The organism is Yersinia enterocolitica, from assembly GCA_002082245.2.
Lineage (GTDB): Bacteria > Pseudomonadota > Gammaproteobacteria > Enterobacterales > Enterobacteriaceae > Yersinia > Yersinia enterocolitica_E.
Genome location: NBTC02000002.1, coordinates 1,820,760 through 1,844,348, shown reverse-complemented (window position 1 = coordinate 1,844,348; position 23,589 = coordinate 1,820,760). Strand labels below are relative to the sequence as shown.

Here is a 23,589-nt window from a genome sequence, read left to right as displayed (position 1 = left end):
ATTGCAAACATTAATTACTGAGTTTTCAGCTCATCATTAGGGCGGTCAGTACCAGATCGATCAGCTTGATACCGACAAACGGCACCAATAGGCCACCCAGCCCATAAATCCACAAGTTACGGCGCAGCAGCGCCGCTGCACTCATCGCCTTGTAACTCACCCCTTTCAGTGCCAGCGGGATCAGGAACATAATCACCAGTGCGTTAAAAATAACCGCCGACAGTATGGCCGACGCCGGGGAGTGCAACTGCATGACGTTCAGGGCATTAAGCTGCGGATAGGTAGCTGCAAATGCAGCCGGGATAATGGCGAAATATTTAGCAACGTCGTTGGCGATACTGAAGGTGGTCAGCGAGCCACGGGTCATCAGCATCTGTTTACCGATATGCACCACTTCAATCAACTTGGTCGGGTTAGAATCCAAATCCACCATGTTGCCAGCTTCTTTCGCCGCTTGTGTCCCCGAGTTCATCGCCACGGCGACGTCAGCCTGCGCCAGTGCCGGGGCGTCGTTGGTACCGTCACCGGTCATTGCCACCAATCGACCTTCGGCCTGATACTGGCGAATCAATGCCAGTTTGGCCTCTGGCGTGGCTTCCGCCAGAAAATCATCCACACCCGCTTCGGCGGCAATGGCGGCTGCTGTCAGGCGGTTATCACCGGTGATCATCACTGTTTTGATGCCCATTTTGCGCAACTCGGCAAAACGTTCTTTGATGCCACCTTTGACGATATCTTTCAGCGCCACTACACCCAGCACCCGTGGCCCATCGGCCACCACCAGTGGCGTACCACCGGTGCGGGCGACGCTTTCCACCGCGTCTTCCACTGCCCGCGGGAAATGGCCCTGATTGGACTCGACATGGCGGCGAATAGCATCCACAGCACCTTTACGGATCATTCTGTCCTGCACGTTCACACCACTCATCCGTGTTTGTGCCGAGAAAGGCACAAAGGTGGCATTTAGACTGTGCAAGTCACGTTCGCGCAGGTTAAAGCGCTGTTTCGCTAACACCACGATACTGCGGCCTTCTGGCGTTTCATCCGCCAAAGAAGAGAGTTGCGCGGCATCGGCCAGTTGTTGCTCGGTGACACCCGGTGCAGGTAAAAACTCAGACGCCTGGCGGTTACCCAGTGTGATAGTGCCGGTTTTATCCAACAACAGCACATCAACGTCACCGGCCGCTTCCACCGCGCGCCCGCTGGTGGCAATCACGTTAGCGCCCAGCATCCGGCTCATCCCGGCAACCCCGATGGCTGATAGCAGGCCACCGATAGTGGTTGGGATCAGACAAACCAGCAGCGCCACCAGTACCGTAATTGTCACCGGTGAACCGGCATGGTTGGCCTCAACACTGAACACCGAGAACGGATAGAGTGTCGCCGTCGCCAGTAAGAAGACAATAGTCAGAGCCACCAGCAAAATGGTCAACGCCACTTCGTTAGGGGTTTTACGCCGTTTCGCGCCTTCAACCATGGCGATCATCCGGTCGAGGAAGGTTTCGCCGGGGTTAACGCTGCACTCAACTACCAACCAGTCGGACAGCACGCGGGTACCGCCGGTCACGGAAGAGAAGTCACCACCGGATTCACGGATAACCGGAGCAGATTCGCCGGTAATGGCGCTTTCATCAACGGATGCACCACCTTCCAGCACTTCGCCGTCACAGGGCACGGTATCGCCAGCTTCAATCAACACCACATCGCCTTTGCGCAAGCTATCGGCGGAGACTTTCTCCTGTGGCGCATCAAAGCGGGCTTCTGACAATTTTTTGGCCCAACTGGTTTTTTTCACCCCACGCAGACTTTCTGCTTGCGCTTTACTGCGCCCCTCGGCCAAAGCTTCGGCGAAGTTGGCAAACAGCACGGTAAACCACAGCCACAGAGCCACATTGCCGGTAAACATGGCACTACCGGTGGTTTGGCCGCTTAATATCGCCAGCCAAATCAGAGTGGTCAACCAACTCCCCAGATAGACCACGAACATCACTGGGTTACGCCATTGGACGCGTGGGTCCAGTTTCTTCACGGCATCAATAAGCGCAGTACGAACCAGTGCTGGCTCAAAAATCGCGCGTTGTTTGCGTGTCATAGTAGTTCTCTCATCAATGTGCTAACCAAACTTGCAGATGCTCAGCAACCGGACCTAAGGCCAGCGCTGGGATAAAGGTCAATGCGCCGACCAACAGCACCGTACCTACCAGCAAACCGATAAATAGTGGTCCAGCGGTTGGCAGCGTGCCATTACCCGCGGGTTGCCGCTTCTTCGCCACCAATGAGTTGGCAATGGCCAATACCGGCAGAATCACGCCAAAGCGGCCGAAGAACATGGCGGCAGCCAGCAGCAGGTTATAAAACGGCGTATTGACACTCAGACCAGCAAAGGCGCTGCCGTTATTGTTGGCCGCAGAGGAGAGGGCGTAGAGAACTTCGCTAAAACCATGCGCACCGGGGTTAAGAATCCCCGCCCGCCCGGCATCAGTACAGAGTGCCAGTGCGGTACCCAGCAGCACGATAGCCGGGGTGACCAGAATGGCCAGCGCGGTCATTTTCATATCAAATACGTCAATTTTCTTGCCAAGATATTCAGGGGTACGACCAATCATCAACCCGGCAATAAAGACGGTCAGCAGCACGAATAGCAGCATGCCGTATAACCCAGAACCGACCCCACCAAACACCACCTCGCCAATCTGCATTAACCACATCGGTACCATGCCACCTAAGGCGGTAAAGGAGTCATGCATGGCGTTAACGGCCCCACAAGAGGCTGCGGTAGTGACCACGGCATACATACTGGTTGCCAGAATGCCGAAGCGGGATTCTTTACCTTCCATATTGATATTGCTGTCGGCACCTAACTGAGTTAAGTGCGGGTTACCGGCCAGTTCTGCATACATCACCACGACTACGGCCACCACAAAAATCAGTGACATAGCCCAGATCAGCGCATGGCCCTGACGGCTATCACCCACCACCTGACCGAAGGCAAAACAGAGTGCACAGGGTATGAGGAAAATCGCCAGCATCTGCACAAAGTTACTAAAAGCAGTTGGGTTTTCAAATGGATGTGCGGAGTTAGCGCCAAAAAAACCGCCGCCGTTGGTCCCCAACATTTTTATGGCTTCCTGCGAGGCTACCGGTCCCATTGGTAGGGTCTGTTTTACCCCTTCAAGGGTGGTGATATGCAGGTAGCCATCCAGGTTTTGTAATACCCCCTGACTGACGAAAATTAGCGCGATAATCAGCGCAATCGGCAGCAACACATATAAGGTGATGCGCACCAGATCGACCCAGGCATTTCCCAGTGTGTGGGCAGAATGGCGGGCAAAGGCACGGATCAGAGCAAAAGCGACGGCAATGCCGGTTGCAGCAGAGAGGAAGTTTTGTACCGTCAGACCGGCCATTTGACTCAGATAACTGAGGGTGTTTTCGCCGCTATAGGCTTGCCAGTTGGTGTTAGTGACAAAGCTGACCGCGGTATTTAAGGCCAGATGCCATGACATACCCGGCATGTGTTCAGGATTTAGCGGTAACGAACCTTGCGCCATCAACAGCGTGAACAGCAAGGCAATACCCAGTAAGTTAAAGCAGAGAATGGCGAGCGCATATTGCCAGCCGTTCATCTCTTCATTTTTTACACCGCTACAACGCCATAAACCGGCCTCGACTTGGCGCAATGGCGCAAAGGGTTCGCCTTCGATTATGCGAGCCAAAAAGCTCCCCAACGGGCGGGACAGCACCAACAACACCAGCATGAAGCTGGCGATAAGCAGAAATCCTGACGCTGCCATTTAAAAATCCTCCGCATTAAACAAGGCATAAACCAGATAGCCAAGAAGCAGTAGGACCAACAGCGCACCACTAATGATGCTGAAACTCACGATACACCTCCACAACGCTTATTTTTGATAACAACAGCTTATGAAGTCGAGCGAAAAGTTCCTGATAAAAAATGGCCGAGAGGTGTAAAAAAAGTATAAAAACGGTCAAAAAATAGACACGAAATGGGTGTAAATTAACCAGTGGCGGCGCAGTGTCGCCAATTCTGGCCCTTGAAGGGTTAGGCACTGAGTCAATACATATAATGTGCCAATTACTAAAGAGTACATAACTGCAATGTAACTAATGATTGGTTTTAAATTAACCTTGTTGTAACAAAATTACAGAATTGACAATTTATTTCGGATTTTGACGTGATTGAGTGGTCGGATGAGTGGTAAAATTTCAACCGATACGGTAAAATTTTGTCCAGTTTCCAATTTTGTTTATTTTATTTTTAACGCCAAGTTGTAAATCGACTCTCTGTTTAACCGAGTTGGCTGTTACACCAAGGCGTTTTAAAGGAGGATCGTTATGACCATGTACAACGCATACCCATTGCATCAGGTTCTCTTGCGCCGGAGCGCAGTGATTCTGGTCGGTTTACTGGCACTGCCGGTGATGCTTTTCCGCAAAGATCGCGCCCGTTTTTACAGCTATCTGCACCGGGTTTGGGCTAAAACCAGTGATAAGCCGGTGTGGTTGGCACAGTCTGAATCGGCAATACAGGATTTTTACTGAGATAAATCAGTAAGCTGCTCGTAGATAAAAACGGCGTAAAATTAATGGCCCGTGGGTTAACACTCGCGGGCTTTTTACTGCCTTTATATCTGCCCCAGATATAAAGGTATCAAGCAAGAGCGTGGTTCTCGGGCAACAACTGTTATGCTGTGATGAGAAAAGCTGCCAAGGCCAAGGGAGAATAGAATGCTGGAGAGTAATCAGGTAACCCACAGTATCGAGTACTGCCATGCGCGAGACGAGCTTGATGCGTTATATGCAGCAGGCATAACACGTGGCCAATTGATGGATTTTCATAGCCGCTATAAGTTAGTGCTGTTGGCGCATTCGCAGCCTGAATACCGCGAAATCGGTCCTTTTATTGCCTCAATGGATAGATGGTCATCATTAATTGAGTTTACTGATGAGTATCGCCAGCGTTTACTGCATTTGTTGTCTCATCAGCCAACGTCCGCCAATCACACCAACGTATTAATGCATGTACAGGGTTATTTTCGGCCTTACCTTACGTCAACACAACGTCAGGCATTGGCACAGCTTATCGAGCAGTATCGGGTAGGTGAGTTGCCTTTGAGTGTCCCCATCGGCCAAATAAATGCTTACTTGGTTGAATTCCCGAATGAGTATCTGGCCGGACAACGCTATTTTACATTTTACTCGGCACAAGGATAAGGCATGGCGACGCATCTGGTCTGGTTTCGTAATGATTTACGCGTAACGGATAATCTGGCGCTGCATGCCGCTTGTCAGGACCCACAAGCCACTGTGATTGCGCTATTTATCGCGACCCCTGCACAATGGGCCGCACATGATATGGCCCCTCGGCAGGCCACCTTCCTGCTGCAAAACCTACAACAGTTACAGCACGCACTGGCTATCCGGGCGATACCGCTACACTATCATCAGTGTGATGATTTTCAGGACTCCATTATCTGGCTGGATGATTTTTGTCAGCAGCAGCAAGTTGATGCGCTATTTTTTAACCAACAGTATGAGTTAAATGAACAACTGCGAGATGGGGCGCTAGTGACGCGGCTCAATCATCGGCAAGAAGCCGGTCATACCATTACCTGCCACCGTTTCGATGACAGTGTGTTATTGCCGCCGGGCAGTGTCCTGACCGGTAATAATGAGATGTACAAAGTATTTACCCCGTTTCGTCGTGCTTTTATTCAGCGTTTAATGATGAGTGAATGCCGTTGTGTCCCTGCGCCAAAAACGCGCGATAACGTGGTAGCTGCCATGCCATTACCACTGCTCCCGTTTGACTATCCGCAACAACCGGTAGATAGCCAATTATTTCCGGCAGGCGAAGAGGCGGCATTACATCGCCTGCGCAGTTTTTGTCGCGAGCAGGTTCAGGACTACCAGCAACAACGTGATCTGCCTGCTGTGGCAGGAACCAGTTGTTTGTCACCTTATCTGGCGTTGGGGATACTTTCGCCCCGTCAATGCTTTAACCGCTTGTTGGCAGAATGTCCCGCGTTGCTGGAAAACTCCGACGGTGGTGCTTTTACTTGGCTCAATGAGTTGGTCTGGCGTGAATTTTATCGTCATTTGTTAGTGGCTTATCCGCGTTTATGCCAGCATCGTCCCTTTATTGACTGGACTGATGGCGTAATATGGCATCACTCAGAACAGCAACTACTTGCCTGGCAGCAGGGACAAACAGGTTACCCTATTGTTGATGCAGCTATGCGGCAGTTGAATGAAACCGGCTGGATGCATAACCGCCTGCGGATGATCAGCGCCAGTTTTCTGGTTAAAGACCTGTTGATCGATTGGCGACACGGCGAACGCTATTTTATGTCCCAACTATTGGATGGGGATTTGGCCGCCAATAATGGAGGCTGGCAGTGGGCTGCCTCCACGGGTACTGATGCTGCACCCTATTTTCGTATTTTTAATCCCACCACCCAGGGCGAGCGTTTTGACCCGAGCGGCGTTTTTATCCGCCGTTGGTTACCTGAGCTGGCTAGGGTGCCAGACAGTGATATCCATCAGCCATGGCGCTGGGCGCAGCGGCAACAGCAACATCTGGATTACCCACTACCGCTGGTGGATCATAAGCTGGCCAGATTGGCTACACTCGCGGCATTTGAAGCCGCTAAGCGGGATGGCCGCAAGGATCCCTAATCACCAGGAGCTTGCATGTTTTTGACATATATTTCGACTAAATTCTGTGTTTCAACTAAAACCCATGTTTTAACGAAACCCACGTTATGTACCAATAAGATAACCCACATGGTGCTTAACGCCGGGCTGATTTTATCGTTTAGCCTATATAGCTCGCTGGCAGCGGCCGGTTTTGAGGTGGTGGCACTGGGGGTGGATGGTGGTGTCAGCGATGGCAATCTGACATCTTATCTGATTCGTGATGATAGTCAGCCGGTCTATTTAGCTCTGGATGCCGGTTCGGTGCTACCGGGTATTGCCAAAGCTCTGGAGAAGGGCGCTTTCCCCGATATTACCGATGAAACCGCCGCCCCGCTGACACGTCAGGGTTATATCTTTCGCCAGCGCATCAACAGCTATTTTCTTAGTCATGCCCATCTTGACCATGTTTCCGGCCTGATTATCGGTTCGCCGCAAGACAGCAACAAGCCCCTTTATGCCTCGGCAGACACGATTGATGTATTGCGAAACTACTATTTTAACTGGCGTGTCTGGCCTAACTTTACTGACAGCGGCAGCGGTACCCGGCTGGGAACCTATCGCATGCAAATGGTGCGGCCAAACCAGCCTCTAAGCCTGGGCTTAACCCGTTTGACGGGGGAATTGTATCCACTGAGCCATGATAAGTCCCCCTCTGCTATGTTATTGATCAGTAGTAATAATCAGTCATTTGCCTATTTTGGTGATACTGGCCCGGATGAGATGGAAAAGTCGAAAAATCTGGATACGGTGTGGCGTAACTTGGCCGAAAAGGTTAAACAGCAGCAATTGAAAGGGATGATAATCGAAGTTTCTTTCCCCAATGACGTTGCTGATAACAAGTTGTACGGCCATATGACGCCTAAGTGGTTGCTGAAGGAATTGAAAAATCTGGAGAAATACAGCGGTGAAGGCCAACCATTAAAGGGGCTGCCGGTGGTTATCAGTCATATAAAACCTTCATTTAAACAGGGACAAGATGTGCGTAAAACCATTGCCACTGAGTTGCAACAAGGTAATGATATGGGGGTTAATTTTATCCTGATGGAGCAAGGCGATAGCCAGCGTTTTTAACTACCCATTTATATTTTTTGAGGCTGATGAAATGCGCAATACCGAACTGGAAACTCTACTCAATAGCCAACTGAATATCTCGGCTTTTCAAGACTATGCACCCAATGGTTTGCAAGTTGAGGGGCGCGAAGAGATCAAGCGCATTGTCACCGGCGTGACCGCCAGCCAGGCACTATTGGATGCTGCGGTTGGGCAACAGGCCGATGCTATTTTGGTTCATCACGGTTATTTTTGGAAAAATGAACCGGTCGTGGTGCGTGGAATGAAACGTAACCGGCTGAAAACATTGCTTACCAACGATATCAATTTGTATGGCTACCATTTGCCACTGGATGCTCATCCTGAATTAGGCAATAACGCGCAATTGGCTAAATTACTGGGTATTCGGGTGTCGGGTGAAATTGAATCTTTCTTACCTTATGGTGAGTTTGATGCACCGTTAAATGCGGTAATTTTACGTGAACGGCTGGAAAAATTGTTGGGCCGTGAGGTATTACATTGTGGTGATCGAGCGCCAGTAGATGTGCGTCGTCTTGCCTGGTGTACCGGCGGCGGGCAGGGTTTTATCCAACAAGCGGCTGATTTTGGTGTTGATGCATTTATCACTGGTGAAGTTTCAGAGCAAACAATTCATATTGCCCGGGAGATGGGCGTGAATTTTTATGCTGCGGGGCATCACGCCACTGAGCGCTACGGTATCAAGGCGTTAGGCGAATGGTTGGCTAGCAAGCATCAATTTGAAGTTATCTTTATCGATATCCCCAATCCCGCCTGACCATTATGCAACATTATGCACTGGTAATAAGTATCGGTGCATAATCTACTGTAGGTATCTCCTTGTTTATGTGCAATTAAACCATGTTTTAAACAAGGTTTTATCCTCTCTCTGGCTATTTAAAATCATCATCTGGCCATAGTTGGATGATAAAGCGACAGTTTTTAAGAATATTTGCTCTCTATAGCCTGATTCTAAATAAGAAAAGAATCGATTATTTACCACTTTCCTTCGTAAAAAACTTCAAAATACGCTGTTTTCAGCGGTTAATTTCAGTATTTACATTGAATCTAGTGATTGCTGATATCTATTGGTTGATTCAGTTCTATTGACAGCAGTTAGGTGCTAACGCATAAATATGTCCTTATAAAAGCTATTTATCTAATGAAAATAAAAACTATACATGTCTTAGGGGGACGGGAGTGCAAAGAGCACGATGCTATTTATTGGGAGAGAGTGCGGTGGTTCTGGAATTGGAACCGCCGGTAACATTAGCAAGCCAGCAACGGATCTGGGGCTTAGCTGATCGTCTGATTCATCATCCTGATGTCCTTGAAGCGATTCCGGGTATGAATAATCTGACTCTATTATTGTCAGATCCACAAAATACGGCGCTGGACGCCATTGAACGCCTCCAACGCTGGTGGGAGGAGAGCGAATCATTAGTGCCTGAATCACGTGATATCACCATTCCAGTGGTTTATGGCGGTGAGGCAGGCCCAGACCTGGCTGAAGTGGCTCGTCACACTGGCATGACAGAGCGTCAGGTGGTGGAGTGCCACGCTGGCGCGAGCTATATCGTCTATTTTTTGGGGTTCCAGCCGGGCTTCTCATATCTGGGGGGGATGCCGGAAAAACTCGCCACGCCACGGCGTGCTGAACCACGTTTAGTGGTCGCGCCCGGTTCTGTCGGTATTGGCGGTAGCCAAACCGGTATCTATCCACTGGCAACGCCCGGCGGCTGGCAACTTATTGGCCGCACATCATTGGCACTGTTTAACCCGCTGGAGATGCCGCCAACCTTGTTACGGCCCGGCGATAATGTGCGCTTCCTGCCCTTAAAGGAGGGCGTATGCTGAATATTATTCGTTCAGGTATTTATACCACAGTACAAGACAGTGGCCGTGGCGGTTTTCGCCGTTTGGGAATCAGCCAGGGTGGGGCACTCGATTTACCAGCGCTCAGCATGGCAAATATGCTGGTAGGTAATGAGCCTGATGCTGCCGGGCTGGAAATTACCCTTGGTCAGTTTACGGCACAATTTACGCAACCAGGCTGGATAGCGGTGACAGGAGCTGGTTGCGATGCCCGGCTTGATAACCAATTGCTGTGGACCGGCTGGCGTTATCCGGTCAAGCCGGGGCAGCAGCTAAAACTCAGTGTGCCACATCGGGGAATGCGCAGCTATTTAGCCATCTCTGGAGGGATTGCAGTACCGGAGATGTTGGGTTCACGCAGCACCGACCTGAAAGCCGGTTTTGGCGGTTATCAGGGGCGACTGATCAAAGATGGCGACACCCTGCCATTAGGCCAAACCACACGTTTACCACGTGAATCAGTCGGTATCAAACAACTGTTATTTGGTAACCGTGTCCGGGCTGTTCCTGGCCCGGAATATCATGAGTTCGACGATATCGCACAGGGTGCTTTTTGGCGTGAAGCCTGGCAACTCAGCCCACAGAGCAACCGTATGGGATATCGCCTGACCGGGCGCGAATTAGCGCGCACCACGGACCGCGAGATGCTATCCCACGGATTATTACCTGGCGTGGTGCAAGTGCCGCACAACGGCCAGCCGATTGTGCTGATGGCTGATGCGCAGACAACCGGCGGTTATCCGCGCATTGCCTGCGTTATCGAAGCAGATCTTTATCATTTAGCTCAGCTTAGGCTCGGCGAACCAGTGCATTTTGTGCCATGCACAGTTGAGGAGGCGCTGCGGGCCAAAGCGGAGCAACAGCATTTCTTAAAACAGATCGAATGGGGTTTACAGCAAGGATTCGATGCGACGGAGGCCAAATGAAGATTGATTTAAACGCCGATTTAGGTGAAGGCTGCGCTAATGATCAAGCACTGCTGCAATTGGTCAGTTCAGCCAATATTGCCTGTGGCTTTCATGCCGGTGATGCGCAGACCATGCGCCAGTCGGTGCGCTGGGCTATGGAATATGGCGTTGCTATCGGTGCGCATCCGAGTTTCCCTGATCGCGAGAATTTTGGTCGAACCGCGATGCAGTTACCCCCTGAGACGGTGTATGCCCAAGTGGTTTATCAATTAGGTGCCTTGGCAGCTATCGTGAAGGCGGAGGGCGGCGTGATGCAACATGTGAAGCCTCATGGCATGTTGTATAACCAGGCGGCGGTTGATCCTCTGCTGGCGGATGCCATAGCGAAAGCGGTGAAAGCCGTGGACACGTCGTTACGGCTGGTTGGATTGGCGGGAAGCGAATTGATCCGTGCCGGTGAACGCGCAGGTTTGGTGACCCGACAAGAGGTATTCGCTGATCGTCGCTATCAGCCTGATGGCACTCTCGTGCCGCGCAGCCAGCCAGATGCCTTAATTGAAAGTGACGAGTTGGCGTTGTCACAAACGTTGGCAATGGTGCAGCGTCAGCAGGTTCAGGCTCGTGATAGCAGTTGGGTAGCGGTACAGGCGGATACAGTATGCGTCCACGGTGATGGAGCCCATGCCTTGGATTTTGCCCGCCGTTTACGCCACAGTTTTCAGCAGCAAAATATCACGGTAACCGCGCAGTAAGATGGACGTTGGGCAGTAAAAATTATAACCGCCTGGCCCGGGTGGAATTGCTTCATCAATTAGCTACATATCACACTTTATAACAACACTTTAGGACAGGAGAGTCACCTTGGAACAAACGGTAAACCTTTGGCCGCTAATTGGTATTGCGGCGATCGTAATCGGATTTTTACTGCGTATCAACGCAGTACTGGTGGTGATTACCGCCGGTATCATCACTGGTCTGGCGGCGCTAATGCCAATGGCCACTATTTTGGAAAAACTGGGTGAAGGTTTTCTCAATACCCGCAACCTGCCTCTGATTCTGTTACTGCCACTGGCTGTTATCGGCTTGCTGGAGCGCCACGGCTTGAAAGAGCGAGCGCAGGTGTGGATTTCACAAATTAAAAGTGCCACCTCTGGCCGTTTATTGATTGTGTATCTGTTTGTGCGTGAAGCGACAGCCGCGCTGGGTTTAACCAGTCTGGGTGGTCATCCGCAAATGGTACGGCCATTACTGGCACCGATGGCAGAAGGGGCGGCTGAAACCCGTTATGGTGAGTTACCGGAGAAAGTGCGTTATCGCCTGCGTGCAATGTCTGCCGCGACCGATAACGTTGGGTTGTTCTTCGGTGAAGATATTTTTGTCGCTTTCGGTGCGATTATTTTTATGCACAACTTTATGCTGGAATCCGGTGGCATTCAGACCGAGCCGTTACACATTGCGTTGTGGGGTATCCCGACGGCGATTTGTGCTTTCCTGATCCACGCCTACCGTTTGCAACGTTTGGATAAACACCTCGCCGCTGAGTTAACCGCGCTGAGTCAGTCTGCTTTGGCTACCAAGGGAGACGCAAAATGATTTTCCAACAACAATATCTTTATTGGCTGGCTGGCGTAGTGCTGTTGATTGTCGCGTTAATGTCATTTCGTGATAAGGCCAACCCGCGCCGTATCACCACCGGTTTATTTTGGGGATTATACGGGCTGATTTTCCTGGTGGGTGATTGGACCTATCGTCTGGCCAATACTTTGGCGGGCGAGGGACCGGATGAGAAGCGCATTCTGAATATTACTGTCGGTGTGGTGGTGGTGATTATGGCGCTGATTGCCGGTTTTGGTGGGGTAAAACTGGGTAGCTATCATCAACGCACTCCAGAACAGCGCGAAGTGAGTGCCAAGCGTTTGGGGAACCGGCTGTTCATCCCGACATTGGCTATCCCAGTGGTGACGGTTATTGGCGTGCTGCTGTTTAACAATATCCCCGCGCTGGATCAATGGCTGTTTGGCACCGGCAACCACGCCACCTTAGTCACCTTATTCTCGATGACTGTTGGTTGTGTTCTCGGTTTGATTATTGCGGTCGTCATGACCCACGAAACCGCGGCACAACCGGTGCAGGAAGCTCGGCGTTTGCTCGATTCCATCGGCTGGGCATTTATCTTGCCACAGATATTGGCCACCCTTGGCCTGCTGTTTACCACCGCCGGGGTCGGAACTGCTATTGCCCATCTGACACAGGAATATCTGGCAGTCGATCATCGCTTTGTCGCCGTGGCGGTCTATGCTATTGGCATGGCACTGTTAACCATGATCATGGGTAATGCCTTTGCTGCTTTCCCCATCGTCACTGCCGGTATCGGTATTCCAATTTTAGTATTGCAACACGGCGGTAATCCCGCAGTGATGGCAGCTATTGGTATGTTCTCAGGGTACTGCGGTACCTTAATGACGCCGATGGCAGCCAACTTTAATATCGTTCCTGCTGCGTTACTGGAGTTGCCGGATAAGAATGCGGTGATTAAAGCGCAGATTCCAACCGGGGTGACTCTATTGATTGTTAACGTATTCTTGCTGTATTTCCTGATGTTCCTCTAGGAGTGGTGATGAGAAGTGTATTAATTACCGGGTTTGAGCCATTTGGTGGGGAGCGAGTAAATCCTTCTTGGGAAGTGGTCAAACAATTGAATGATTTAATGCTGGGTGGGGTCAGAGTGGTGGCTCGCCAGTTGCCTTGCGCCTTTGGTGAAGCATTAATTGCGTTGAATGCCGCGATAGATGAAATTCAGCCAGTATTGGTGTTGGCTGTCGGTCAGGCCGGGGGACGCGCCGATATTACTATCGAACGGGTAGCTATTAACGTTGATGATGCCCGTATTCCTGACAATTTGGGGAATCAACCGGTAGATCAGCCGATAGTTGAGGATGGCCCGGCGGCATACTTTACCCGTTTGCCCATCAAGGCGATGGTGCAGGGTATCCGTGAGGCGGGCATTCCGGCCTCGGTCTCCCAGACGGCCGGAACCTATGTCTGTAACCATGTGATGTACGGGTTATTGCATCGGTTAAACCAGCTCAATAGTGAGGTGAAGGGTGGTTTCATTCATATCCCTTATCTGCCGGAACAGGCGGTAGCTCACCCCGGATCACCCAGTATGTCAACACATTCAGTGCTGGTAGCCTTAGAACTGGCTATCTCTATTGCCATGCAAATTGAACACGATCTGCATATATCAGGCGGCGCGATCCACTGATTTCTCTATAAAAAAACGCCACCTTCACCGGTGGCGCTCTCATCATAAACAGTCTAATTACTCTGCTTATTTCTTCAGTTGACTATTGAAGTCACGTTCGGCATAACCGGTATAAAGCTGACGCGGACGGGCAATTTTAAGGCCCTCATCGTGCATTTCATTCCAGTGAGCAATCCAGCCAATGGTACGGGCTATCGCGAACATCACGGTAAACATTGAAGACGGGATCCCCATGGCTTTCAGGATGATACCTGAATAGAAGTCCACGTTTGGATATAGCTTTTTCTCAACGAAGTAGGGGTCTTCCAGTGCGATACGTTCCAGCTCTTTCGCGACAGCAAATAGGCTGTCATTTTCCAGTTTGAGTTCTTTCAATACCTCATCACAGGTTTCTTTCATCACCGTAGCGCGCGGATCGTAATTCTTATACACGCGGTGACCGAAGCCCATCAGGCGGAATGAGTCGTTTTTATCCTTCGCGCGTTTGATAAATTCTGGAATATGCTCGACAGATTTAATCTCTTCCAGCATTTTCAGGCAGGCTTCGTTCGCGCCGCCGTGAGCTGGCCCCCACAGGGATGCTATCCCCGCGGCGATACAGGCAAACGGGTTAGCGCCCGAAGAACCTGCGGTGCGCACAGTAGAGGTAGAGGCGTTCTGTTCGTGGTCGGCATGTAGGATAAAAATACGATCCATCGCGCGTTCCAGCACCGGGTTGACTTCATACTCTTCGCACGGTGTGGAGAACATCATACGCAGGAAGTTACCGGCATAGGACAGGTCGTTACGTGGATAAACAAACGGCTGGCCGATGGAATATTTATAACACATGGCAGCCACTGTTGGCATTTTAGACAGCAGACGGAAGGCGGTAATTTCACGATGGCGCTCGTTGTTTACATCCAGTGCGTCATGGTAGAACGCGGCCAGTGCACCGGTCACTCCGCATAATACAGCCATCGGATGTGAGTCGCGACGGAACCCACGGAACAAGCTGGTGATTTGCTCGTGGATCATGGTGTGGCGGGTTACTGTCGCTTTGAAGGTTTCATACTCTTCTGCTGTGGGGGTTTCGCCGTACAGCAAAATGTAGCAAACTTCCAGATAAGTAGAGTTTTTTGCCAATTGATCAATAGGGTATCCACGATGCAGTAGGATCCCTTTATCACCATCGATAAACGTGATTTTTGATTCGCAGGACGCGGTAGAGGTAAACCCAGGGTCATAGGTAAAATACCCTTTAGAACCTAAAGTGCTGACGTCGATCACGTCAGTGCCGAGGGTTGGGGATAGAACCTTCAGTTCAATCGCAGCTTCGCCTGCCAGATTCAGCGTCGCTTTTTTATCAGCCATTTACAGTCTCCTTCGCGCTTATTTTAAAAACCGCTAACAACTGGAATGTCTTAGATGCCTGTAGGGCATTATCTTATCGGCACTGCTCTGTTTGATTCACGATTAAACGTTTTATTCACGATTAAAACATGATTTAGGGTACAGAGTGTCTTACCAATGCGGCCAGCGATCCGAGAGGCTGGATCGATAGCGACGTTACAAAGTTGTTAACGATTTGTCGGATGCTTATCGTTTATAGTTCATTGCCTACGATATCTATGGGGATATTCACTTAATACACTGTTGCATAACTTAGGCTTATGGGGAAGTGTATCCGCAGACCTTTAGTGCATCATAGGGCTTATTTCTACCCTAGTTGTAATGGAAATGTTTATTCTTTGTCAAATCAGATAATTAATTTTATATAAATTGTGTAAATCGTGATCCTAATCACTGTTCAGGGGAAATGTTACCAATCGGTTTGTGTGGGAATTGTAATAAGAATGTGAACCCCCTATACTGCCGCCAGGTCTCCGGATTACCCTGAAGTAGGAGCACCCAGCGTTATATAGAACACGTCATTTAGGCATGCAGGATGTTATGTTTAAATGTGCGATGTGAAGGGTTTCGGCTCTTAACGCTGTCTGATCCCAACAAGGCCCGGAGGAAGGAAAATAATAAGAGCTGTGTGGGCAAAACCGTGAAAAAACAAAGACCTGTCAACTTGGATCTGCAAACGATTCGATTTCCCGTTACTGCGATAGCGTCCATTTTACACCGAGTCTCTGGCGTAATTACTTTCGTTGCCGTTGGTATCCTCCTTTGGCTGTTAGGTTTGTCTGTTTCCTCGCAAGAGGGATTCATGCAAGCAGCGGCTGTCATGAATAGTTTTATTGTTAAATTCATCTTCTGGGGAATACTTACTGCGCTGGCCTATCACGTTTGCGGTGGCATCCGTCACTTGCTTATGGATTTTGGCTACATCGAAGAGAGCTTGGCTGCGGGGACCCGCTCCGCACAAGTAACAATGGTGTTAACCTTGGTGCTGTCAGTTTTAGCTGGAGTCCTCGTATGGTAAGCAATGCTTCTGCGTTAGGGCGTAATGGAGTACACGACTGGCTGTTACTGCGTGCTTCTGCAATCGTCATCACTCTTTATATTCTTTATATCCTGGGCTTCGTCGTTATTGTCCCGGACATCACCTATGAAATCTGGCGCGGCTTTTTTGCCTCGCACATCACAAAAGTATTTACCCTGCTGACCTTGCTGTCGATTCTGGCTCACGCTTGGATTGGTCTGTGGCAGGTATTAACGGACTATATAAAGCCGCTAGCGGTACGACTGGTGTTACAACTGGCCGTTGTGGTTACGCTGCTGGTCTATCTATTGTATGGAACAATTGTGGTGTGGGGTGCTTAAATGAAACTGCCGGTCAGAGAGTTTGACGCTGTCGTCGTCGGTGCAGGTGGTGCAGGTATGCGCGCCGCACTGCAAATTTCACAAATGGGGCTGTCTTGTGCCCTGATATCTAAAGTTTTCCCTACCCGTTCCCATACGGTATCTGCGCAGGGCGGTATTACCGTGGCGCTGGGTAATACCCATGAAGATAACTGGGAATGGCATATGTATGACACGGTAAAAGGTTCCGATTATATCGGTGACCAGGATGCCATTGAATATATGTGTAAAACCGGTCCAGAAGCGGTACTCGAACTGGAACATATGGGGTTACCTTTCTCCCGTTTAGAAGATGGCAGCATTTATCAGCGGCCATTTGGTGGGCAATCGCGCAACTTTGGTGGTGAGCAGGCGGCGCGAACTGCGGCAGCCGCAGACCGTACCGGCCATGCGCTATTACACACCCTTTATCAGCAAAACCTGAAAAACCACACCACTATCTTCTCTGAGTGGTATGCACTGGATCTGGTGAAAAATCAGGATGGCGCCTTCGTTGGCTGTACTGCTATCTGTATTGAAACCGGTGAAGTGGTCTATTTCAAAGCGCGGGCCACGGTGCTGGCCACCGGTGGTGCGGGTCGTATCTATCAATCAACCACCAATGCGCACATTAATACCGGTGACGGCGTGGGGATGGCACTGCGTGCCGGTGTACCGGTGCAGGATATGGAAATGTGGCAGTTCCACCCGACGGGTATCGCTGGGGCAGGGGTGCTGGTTACCGAGGGTTGCCGTGGTGAAGGTGGCTATCTGCTGAATAAGCACGGTGAACGCTTTATGGAACGTTATGCCCCGAACGCCAAAGATTTGGCGGGTCGTGACGTGGTTGCACGTTCCATTATGATTGAAATCCGTGAAGGTCGTGGCTGTGATGGTCCTTGGGGCCCACATGCCAAACTGAAATTAGATCACTTGGGTAAAGATGTGCTGGAATCCCGCCTGCCGGGCATCCTTGAGTTATCTCGCACCTTTGCTCATGTTGACCCAATCAAAGAGCCTATTCCGGTTATTCCAACCTGTCATTACATGATGGGCGGTATTCCGACCAAAGTGACCGGCCAGGCAATTACAGTAAATGAAAAGGGTGAAGATGTTGTCATCCCTGGTTTGTTTGCGGTCGGTGAAATCGCCTGTGTTTCCGTCCACGGTGCCAACCGCCTGGGGGGCAACTCATTGCTGGACCTGGTGGTGTTTGGTCGTGCTGCCGGTATGCATCTGCAAGAGTCATTACTGGAGCAGGGTGCTAGCCGCGATGCCAGCGAATCAGATATTGAAGCCTCACTGGAACGAATGAACCGTTGGAACAACACCCGTTCAGGTGAAGATCCCGTTGAGATCCGCAAAGCACTGCAATCTTGCATGCAGCATAACTTCTCGGTATTCCGCGAAGGTGATGCGATGGCGAAAGGATTGGAAGAGTTAAGAACTATCCGCGAACGTCTGCAAAATGCCCGTCTGGATGACACTTCCAGCGAGTTCAATACCCAGCGTATTGAATGTCTGGAATTGGATAACCTGATGGAAACTGCGTTTTCCACCGCCGTATCAGCAAACTTCCGTACCGAAAGTCGTGGTGCTCATAGCCGCTTCGACTTCCCGGACCGTGATGATGCTAACTGGCTGTGCCATTCGCTCTATTTGCCAGACACTGAGAGCATGACCCGCCGTGAGGTAAACATGCAGCCTAAGCTACGCGCGGCATTCCCGCCGAAAGTGCGTTCTTATTAATGCATGTGTTGTGTTGATAGGGTTAAACCTAACCCGTTGCGGAGGAAAAGGTCATGAAACTTGAGTTCTCAATTTATCGTTATAACCCGGACATCGATAACGCGCCGCACATGCAGGATTATGAGCTGGAAGCGGAAGAAGGCCGGGATATGATGTTGCTGGATGCGCTCATCCAGTTGAAAGAAAAAGATCCTACCCTGTCGTTTCGCCGTTCATGCCGTGAAGGTGTGTGTGGTTCAGACGGTTTGAATATGAATGGCAAAAACGGTCTGGCTTGTATTACGCCAGTCTCGGCATTGCAAAAGGGTAATAAAAAGATTGTGATTCGCCCATTGCCGGGGTTACCGGTGGTGCGGGATTTAGTGGTCGATATGGGGCAGTTTTATACTCAGTACGAGAAAATTAAACCTTACCTGTTGAATGATGGCAAAAATCCGCCGGCACGTGAGCATTTGCAATCCCCGGAACAGCGCGAAAAACTGGATGGTTTGTATGAATGCATCCTGTGCGCCTGTTGCTCGACATCTTGTCCGTCATTCTGGTGGAATCCAGATAAGTTTGTCGGCCCGGCAGGGTTACTGGCTGCTTATCGCTTCCTGATTGACAGCCGTGATACCGAAACAGCAGCACGGTTGGATGACCTGGACGACGCTTTTAGTGTTTTCCGCTGCCATAGCATCATGAATTGTGTCAGTGTTTGTCCTAAAGGCCTTAACCCGACCAAAGCAATTGGTCACATTAAGTCTATGTTGTTACAGCGTAGCGCATGATAGTTACAGCGTAGCGCATGTATAGCTACAGGGTAGCGAATGATAGTTGCAACGTAGTGCATGATGTGAGTTTATTAACCCGGGGAATGTATTTCCCGGGTTGCTTCAAGGTAGGGAATCTCTAAAAGCCGGCATGCAGTCAGTTTTTAGAGGTTCCTTGAACGGGACCGTTAAGGTCCATAACAGAACGTGCATTGAGCATGTCGAGTGAACCGTTTTTACGGCAAACCGTTGATACTACGGTGTATATGTTAACCACGGCGAAAACTGAAGCTTCAAAGCTTAAGGGATCATGATGCAGAACGGCGCAATGAAGGCCTGGCTGGATTCCTCCTATCTGGCGGGCGCGAACCAGTCCTACATAGAGCAGCTCTATGAAGACTTTTTAACCGATCCTGGTTCCGTTGATGATAGTTGGCGTTCAATTTTTCAACAGCTACCAACAACGGGTGTAAAACCTGATCAGTTCCACTCTCAAACACGTGAGTATTTCCGTCGCTTGGCGAAGGATTCCTCTCGTTATAACTCATCCATCAGCGATCCTGAAAATGATGCCAAGCAAGTTAAGGTGTTGCAGTTAATCAACGCCTTCCGCTTCCGTGGTCATCAACATGCCAACCTTGATCCACTCGGTTTGTGGAAGCAGGAGTCTGTTCCAGACCTTGAACCTTCCTACCACCACCTGACCGAAGCCGATTTCCAAAACACCTTCAATGTGGGTTCTTTTGCTATTGGCAAAGAAACCATGAAGTTGTCTGACCTGTATGCAGCACTGAAACAGACCTATTGCGGCTCTATCGGCGCTGAATACATGCACATTACCAACACCGAAGAAAAACGCTGGCTTCAGCAGCGTATTGAGTCGGTGGTTGGGAAACCGACATTCAGTGATGAAGAAAAACGTCGCTTCCTGAGCGAATTGACTGCCGCTGAAGGTCTGGAACGTTATTTAGGGGCTAAATTCCCGGGCGCGAAGCGTTTCTCGCTGGAGGGCGGCGATTCGCTGGTCACCATGCTGAAAGAGATGATTCGCCATGCGGGGAAAAATGGTACCCGTGAAGTGGTTCTGGGGATGGCTCACCGTGGCCGCCTCAACGTATTGATCAACGTTTTGGGTAAGAAGCCGGAAGATTTGTTTGACGAATTTGCCGGTAAGCATAAAGAGCATCTGGGGACCGGTGACGTTAAATATCACCAAGGCTTCTCATCCGATGTGGAAACTGAAGGTGGCCTGGTTCACCTGGCACTGGCCTTTAACCCATCCCATCTGGAAATTGTCAGCCCGGTGGTTATCGGTTCGGTACGTGCACGCCGTGATCGTCTGGATGAAGCACGCAGCAATATGGTTCTGCCAATCACTATTCATGGTGATGCGGCGATTACCGGCCAGGGCGTGGTGCAAGAAACACTGAATATGTCACAGGCACGTGGCTATGAAGTGGGCGGGACGGTGCGCATTGTTATCAACAACCAGATTGGTTTCACTACCTCGAACCCACTGGATGCGCGTTCTACCCAGTACTGTACCGATATCGCCAAAATGGTACAGGCTCCGATTTTCCACGTGAATGCTGATGATCCTGAAGCTGTGGCGTTTGTTACCCGTCTGGCGTTGGATTTCCGTAACACCTTTAAACGTGACGTGATGATCGATCTGGTTTGCTATCGCCGCCATGGGCATAACGAAGCCGATGAGCCAAGTGCAACGCAGCCCGTGATGTATCAGAAGATCAAAAAACACCCGACGCCGCGCAAGATTTATGCTGACAAGCTGACCGAGCAAAATATCGCCAGCCTGGAAGATGCCACGGAAATGGTCAACCTGTATCGTGATGCGCTGGATGGTGGTGACTGTGTGGTGGAAGAGTGGCGTCCGATGAATCTGCAATCCTTCACCTGGTCGCCGTATCTGAACCATGAGTGGGACGAAGAATATCCAAGCAAAGTTGAGATGAAACGCCTGCAAGATCTGGCGCGTCGCATCAGCCATGCGCCGGAAGCCATTGAAATGCAATCCCGTGTTGCCAAGATTTATGGCGATCGTGCTTTGATGGCAAGTGGTGAGAAGCCGTTTGACTGGGGTGGGGCTGAAACACTGGCTTACGCAACGCTGGTAGATGAAGGGATTCCGATTCGTTTGTCCGGTGAAGACGCGGGTCGCGGTACCTTCTTCCATCGTCATGCGGTGATCCATAACCAGAAAAATGGCTCGGTTTATGTGCCGCTGGCGAACGTACACAGTGGGCAGGGTGACTTCCAGGTTTGGGACTCCGTGCTGTCAGAAGAAGCGGTGTTAGCATTTGAATATGGCTATGCCACCGCAGAACCACGCACCCTGACTATCTGGGAAGCGCAGTTTGGTGACTTTGCCAACGGTGCGCAAGTGGTTATCGACCAGTTCATCAGCTCCGGTGAGCAGAAATGGGGCCGGATGTGTGGCCTGGTGATGTTGCTGCCACATGGTTATGAAGGGCAGGGTCCAGAGCACTCATCCGCACGACTGGAGCGTTATCTGCAACTTTGTGCCGAACAAAATATGCAGGTGTGTATCCCCTCTACGCCGGCGCAGGTTTACCACATGATCCGTCGTCAGGCATTACGTGGTATGCGTCGCCCGCTGGTGGTAATGTCACCTAAGTCATTGTTGCGTCATCCGTTGGCCATATCATCGCTTGATGAATTGGCAAATGGCAGCTTCTTACCAGCGATTGGTGAAGTTGACGAGCTGGATGCGAAAGGCGTCAAACGTGTCGTTATGTGTTCAGGCAAAGTGTATTACGACCTGCTGGAACAACGCCGTAAGAATGGGCAAACCGATGTTGCTATCGTGCGTATTGAGCAGCTTTATCCGTTCCCGCATCATGCTGTACAAGCGGTGTTGGAACAGTTCGCTCATGTGCATGATTTCGTCTGGTGCCAGGAAGAGCCGCTGAACCAGGGTGCCTGGTATTGTAGCCAGCACAACTTCCGCGAAGTGATTCCATTTGGTGCTTCCTTGCGTTATGCCGGTCGCCCTGCATCAGCTTCACCGGCAGTTGGATACATTTCCGTACACCAGAAACAACAACAAGCTCTGGTTAATGACGCGCTTACCGTCGAGTAGCGAGCCGGTTAACATATAAAGGATAGAGAATGAGTAGCGTAGATATTAATGTTCCTGACCTCCCTGAGTCTGTCGCTGATGGCTCTGTAGCAACTTGGCACAAGAAACCGGGCGACAGCGTTAAACGCGATGAAGTGCTGGTTGAGATTGAAACGGACAAAGTGATTCTGGAAGTTCCGGCCAGTCAGGACGGTATTTTAGACGCCATTTTGGAAGACGAAGGCGCGACTGTGACCTCACGTCAGGTACTGGGCCGTATTCGTCCAAGTGACAGTTCAGGTAAGCCGACGGAAGAAAAAAGTCAAAGCACTGAGTCCACTCCGGCGCAGCGCCAGACCGCTAGCCTGGAAGAAGAGAGTAACGATACTCTCAGCCCGGCAATTCGCCGTCTGATTGCAGAACATGACCTTGATGCTACTGCCATTAAAGGCAGCGGCGTGGGTGGCCGTATTACCCGTGAAGATGTCGATAGTCATTTGGCAAACCGTAAAACGGCACCGGCAGTGGCTGAGACCAAAGTAGCCGCCGCCGCACCTGCGGCACTGGCTAGCCGTAGCGAAAAACGCGTACCTATGACCCGCTTGCGTAAACGTGTTGCTGAGCGTTTGTTGGAAGCGAAAAACAGTACAGCAATGCTGACCACGTTTAACGAAATCAATATGAAGCCGATCATGGACCTGCGTAAGCAGTACGGTGAAGCTTTCGAGAAGCGCCACGGTGTTCGTCTTGGCTTTATGTCCTTCTATATCAAAGCGGTAGTTGAAGCTTTGAAACGTTATCCTGAAGTGAATGCTTCTATTGATGGCGAAGATGTGGTCTATCACAACTACTTTGATGTCAGTATTGCGGTTTCTACCCCGCGCGGTCTGGTGACGCCAGTGTTGCGTGATGTAGATACCCTGGGTATGGCTGATATCGAGAAGAAAATCAAAGAACTGGCTGTAAAAGGCCGTGACGGCAAACTGAAAGTAGAAGAGCTGACTGGCGGTAATTTCACTATTACCAATGGCGGCGTATTCGGCTCCCTGATGTCGACTCCGATCATTAACCCACCACAAAGCGCGATCCTTGGTATGCATGCTATCAAAGACCGGCCAATGGCGGTAAATGGTCAGGTAGTGATTCTGCCAATGATGTATTTGGCACTGTCCTACGATCACCGTTTGATTGATGGCCGCGAGTCCGTGGGTTATCTGGTGACGGTGAAAGAGATGCTGGAAGATCCAGCTCGCTTACTGCTCGACGTATAAAAAAGATAAATGACAAGGTCAGTCTGATTGCAAGGTGTTGATTAACCTGCCTCCGTGCAATCAGGCTACCTAGTAGGCTTCGGCCCATCTCAGACCTTATATGGATAGAACA

Annotated in this window: 21 protein-coding genes; 17 read left to right on the top strand and 4 right to left on the bottom strand. The window is 50.4% G+C overall.

Translation table 11 applies throughout. The features are described 5' to 3' along the window. Positions 1-25: 25 nt before the first annotated feature. Genes kdpB through A6J66_009890 form a run of 3 tightly spaced genes read right to left on the bottom strand, consistent with a single transcriptional unit; the run spans position 26 to position 3,884 of the window. Positions 26-2,092, bottom strand: coding sequence for a K(+)-transporting ATPase subunit B (gene kdpB, locus A6J66_009900; GenBank protein PNM24473.1), 2,067 nt, complete (start codon positions 2,090-2,092; stop codon positions 26-28). A 13-nt stretch (positions 2,093-2,105) separates the two neighbouring features. After that, complete coding sequence (locus A6J66_009895; protein PNM24472.1) at positions 2,106-3,794, bottom strand: potassium-transporting ATPase subunit KdpA; 1,689 nt, start codon at positions 3,792-3,794, stop codon at positions 2,106-2,108. Beyond that, a complete protein-coding gene (locus A6J66_009890; protein PNM24471.1) occupies positions 3,795-3,884 on the bottom strand; it encodes a K(+)-transporting ATPase subunit F in 90 nt (29 codons plus the stop codon). 472 nt (positions 3,885-4,356) lie between these two features. Between A6J66_009890 and A6J66_009885 the strand changes: the two genes are divergently transcribed. From A6J66_009885 to pcp, 11 genes are all read left to right on the top strand, one after another. Further along, positions 4,357-4,563, top strand: a complete 207-nt coding sequence (locus A6J66_009885) for a DUF2517 domain-containing protein (GenBank protein ID PNM24470.1) — start codon at positions 4,357-4,359, stop codon at positions 4,561-4,563. A 186-nt stretch (positions 4,564-4,749) separates the two neighbouring features. Next, entirely contained in the window at positions 4,750-5,235 is a 486-nt protein-coding gene (locus tag A6J66_009880) for a hypothetical protein (GenBank protein ID PNM24469.1), read from the top strand. A gap of 3 nt (positions 5,236-5,238) precedes the next feature. Continuing rightward, complete coding sequence (locus A6J66_009875; protein PNM24468.1) at positions 5,239-6,699, top strand: deoxyribodipyrimidine photo-lyase; 1,461 nt, start codon at positions 5,239-5,241, stop codon at positions 6,697-6,699. A gap of 126 nt (positions 6,700-6,825) precedes the next feature. Then, a complete protein-coding gene (locus A6J66_009870; GenBank protein PNM26967.1) occupies positions 6,826-7,791 on the top strand; it encodes a 3',5'-cyclic-nucleotide phosphodiesterase in 966 nt (321 codons plus the stop codon). Between the two features lie 31 nt (positions 7,792-7,822). Then, positions 7,823-8,566: a type 2 GTP cyclohydrolase I gene (locus A6J66_009865; GenBank protein PNM24467.1), complete on the top strand. Its 744-nt coding sequence runs from the start codon at positions 7,823-7,825 to the stop codon at positions 8,564-8,566. Between the two features lie 422 nt (positions 8,567-8,988). After that, complete coding sequence (locus A6J66_009860; protein PNM24466.1) at positions 8,989-9,645, top strand: hypothetical protein; 657 nt, start codon at positions 8,989-8,991, stop codon at positions 9,643-9,645. Then, the gene (locus tag A6J66_009855; GenBank protein ID PNM24465.1) at positions 9,639-10,589 is read left to right on the top strand and encodes a hypothetical protein; all 951 of its coding nucleotides are present in this window, start codon (positions 9,639-9,641) and stop codon (positions 10,587-10,589) included. The genes A6J66_009860 and A6J66_009855 overlap by 7 nt, the downstream gene beginning before the upstream one ends. Then, the gene (locus tag A6J66_009850) at positions 10,586-11,323 is read left to right on the top strand and encodes a LamB/YcsF family protein (GenBank protein PNM24464.1); all 738 of its coding nucleotides are present in this window, start codon (positions 10,586-10,588) and stop codon (positions 11,321-11,323) included. Before A6J66_009855 ends, A6J66_009850 begins: the two co-directional genes overlap by 4 nt. A gap of 109 nt (positions 11,324-11,432) precedes the next feature. After that, the gene (locus A6J66_009845) at positions 11,433-12,164 is read left to right on the top strand and encodes a DUF969 domain-containing protein (protein ID PNM24463.1); all 732 of its coding nucleotides are present in this window, start codon (positions 11,433-11,435) and stop codon (positions 12,162-12,164) included. Next, a complete protein-coding gene (locus tag A6J66_009840) occupies positions 12,161-13,180 on the top strand; it encodes a DUF979 domain-containing protein (GenBank protein ID PNM24462.1) in 1,020 nt (339 codons plus the stop codon). The genes A6J66_009845 and A6J66_009840 overlap by 4 nt, the downstream gene beginning before the upstream one ends. Positions 13,181-13,188: 8 nt before the next feature. Next, positions 13,189-13,836, top strand: coding sequence for a pyroglutamyl-peptidase I (pcp, locus tag A6J66_009835; protein ID PNM24461.1), 648 nt, complete (start codon positions 13,189-13,191; stop codon positions 13,834-13,836). A gap of 66 nt (positions 13,837-13,902) precedes the next feature. On the opposite strand, the gene gltA is transcribed toward pcp, so the two are convergent. Then, a complete protein-coding gene (gene gltA, locus A6J66_009830; protein PNM24460.1) occupies positions 13,903-15,189 on the bottom strand; it encodes a citrate synthase in 1,287 nt (428 codons plus the stop codon). Positions 15,190-15,856: 667 nt separating this feature from the next. On the opposite strand from gltA, the gene A6J66_009825 reads away from it, so the two are divergent. The 6 genes from A6J66_009825 to A6J66_009800 all read left to right on the top strand — a co-directional run bounded on the left by A6J66_009825 (position 15,857) and on the right by A6J66_009800 (position 23,477). Continuing rightward, positions 15,857-16,246: a succinate dehydrogenase cytochrome b556 subunit gene (locus A6J66_009825; protein ID PNM26966.1), complete on the top strand. Its 390-nt coding sequence runs from the start codon at positions 15,857-15,859 to the stop codon at positions 16,244-16,246. Next, positions 16,240-16,587, top strand: a complete 348-nt coding sequence (sdhD, locus tag A6J66_009820) for a succinate dehydrogenase, hydrophobic membrane anchor protein (protein PNM24459.1) — start codon at positions 16,240-16,242, stop codon at positions 16,585-16,587. Before A6J66_009825 ends, sdhD begins: the two co-directional genes overlap by 7 nt. Beyond that, a complete protein-coding gene (locus A6J66_009815; protein PNM24458.1) occupies positions 16,588-18,354 on the top strand; it encodes a succinate dehydrogenase flavoprotein subunit in 1,767 nt (588 codons plus the stop codon). A 53-nt stretch (positions 18,355-18,407) separates the two neighbouring features. Then, positions 18,408-19,124 carry a succinate dehydrogenase iron-sulfur subunit gene (sdhB, locus tag A6J66_009810; protein PNM24457.1) on the top strand — a complete coding sequence of 239 codons (717 nt, stop codon included), beginning with the start codon at positions 18,408-18,410 and terminating at the stop codon, positions 19,122-19,124. A 295-nt stretch (positions 19,125-19,419) separates the two neighbouring features. Next, the gene (locus tag A6J66_009805) at positions 19,420-22,227 is read left to right on the top strand and encodes a 2-oxoglutarate dehydrogenase E1 component (protein ID PNM24456.1); all 2,808 of its coding nucleotides are present in this window, start codon (positions 19,420-19,422) and stop codon (positions 22,225-22,227) included. Between the two features lie 29 nt (positions 22,228-22,256). Next, entirely contained in the window at positions 22,257-23,477 is a 1,221-nt protein-coding gene (locus tag A6J66_009800; protein ID PNM24455.1) for a dihydrolipoyllysine-residue succinyltransferase, read from the top strand. The last annotated feature ends 112 nt before the right edge of the window (positions 23,478-23,589 follow it).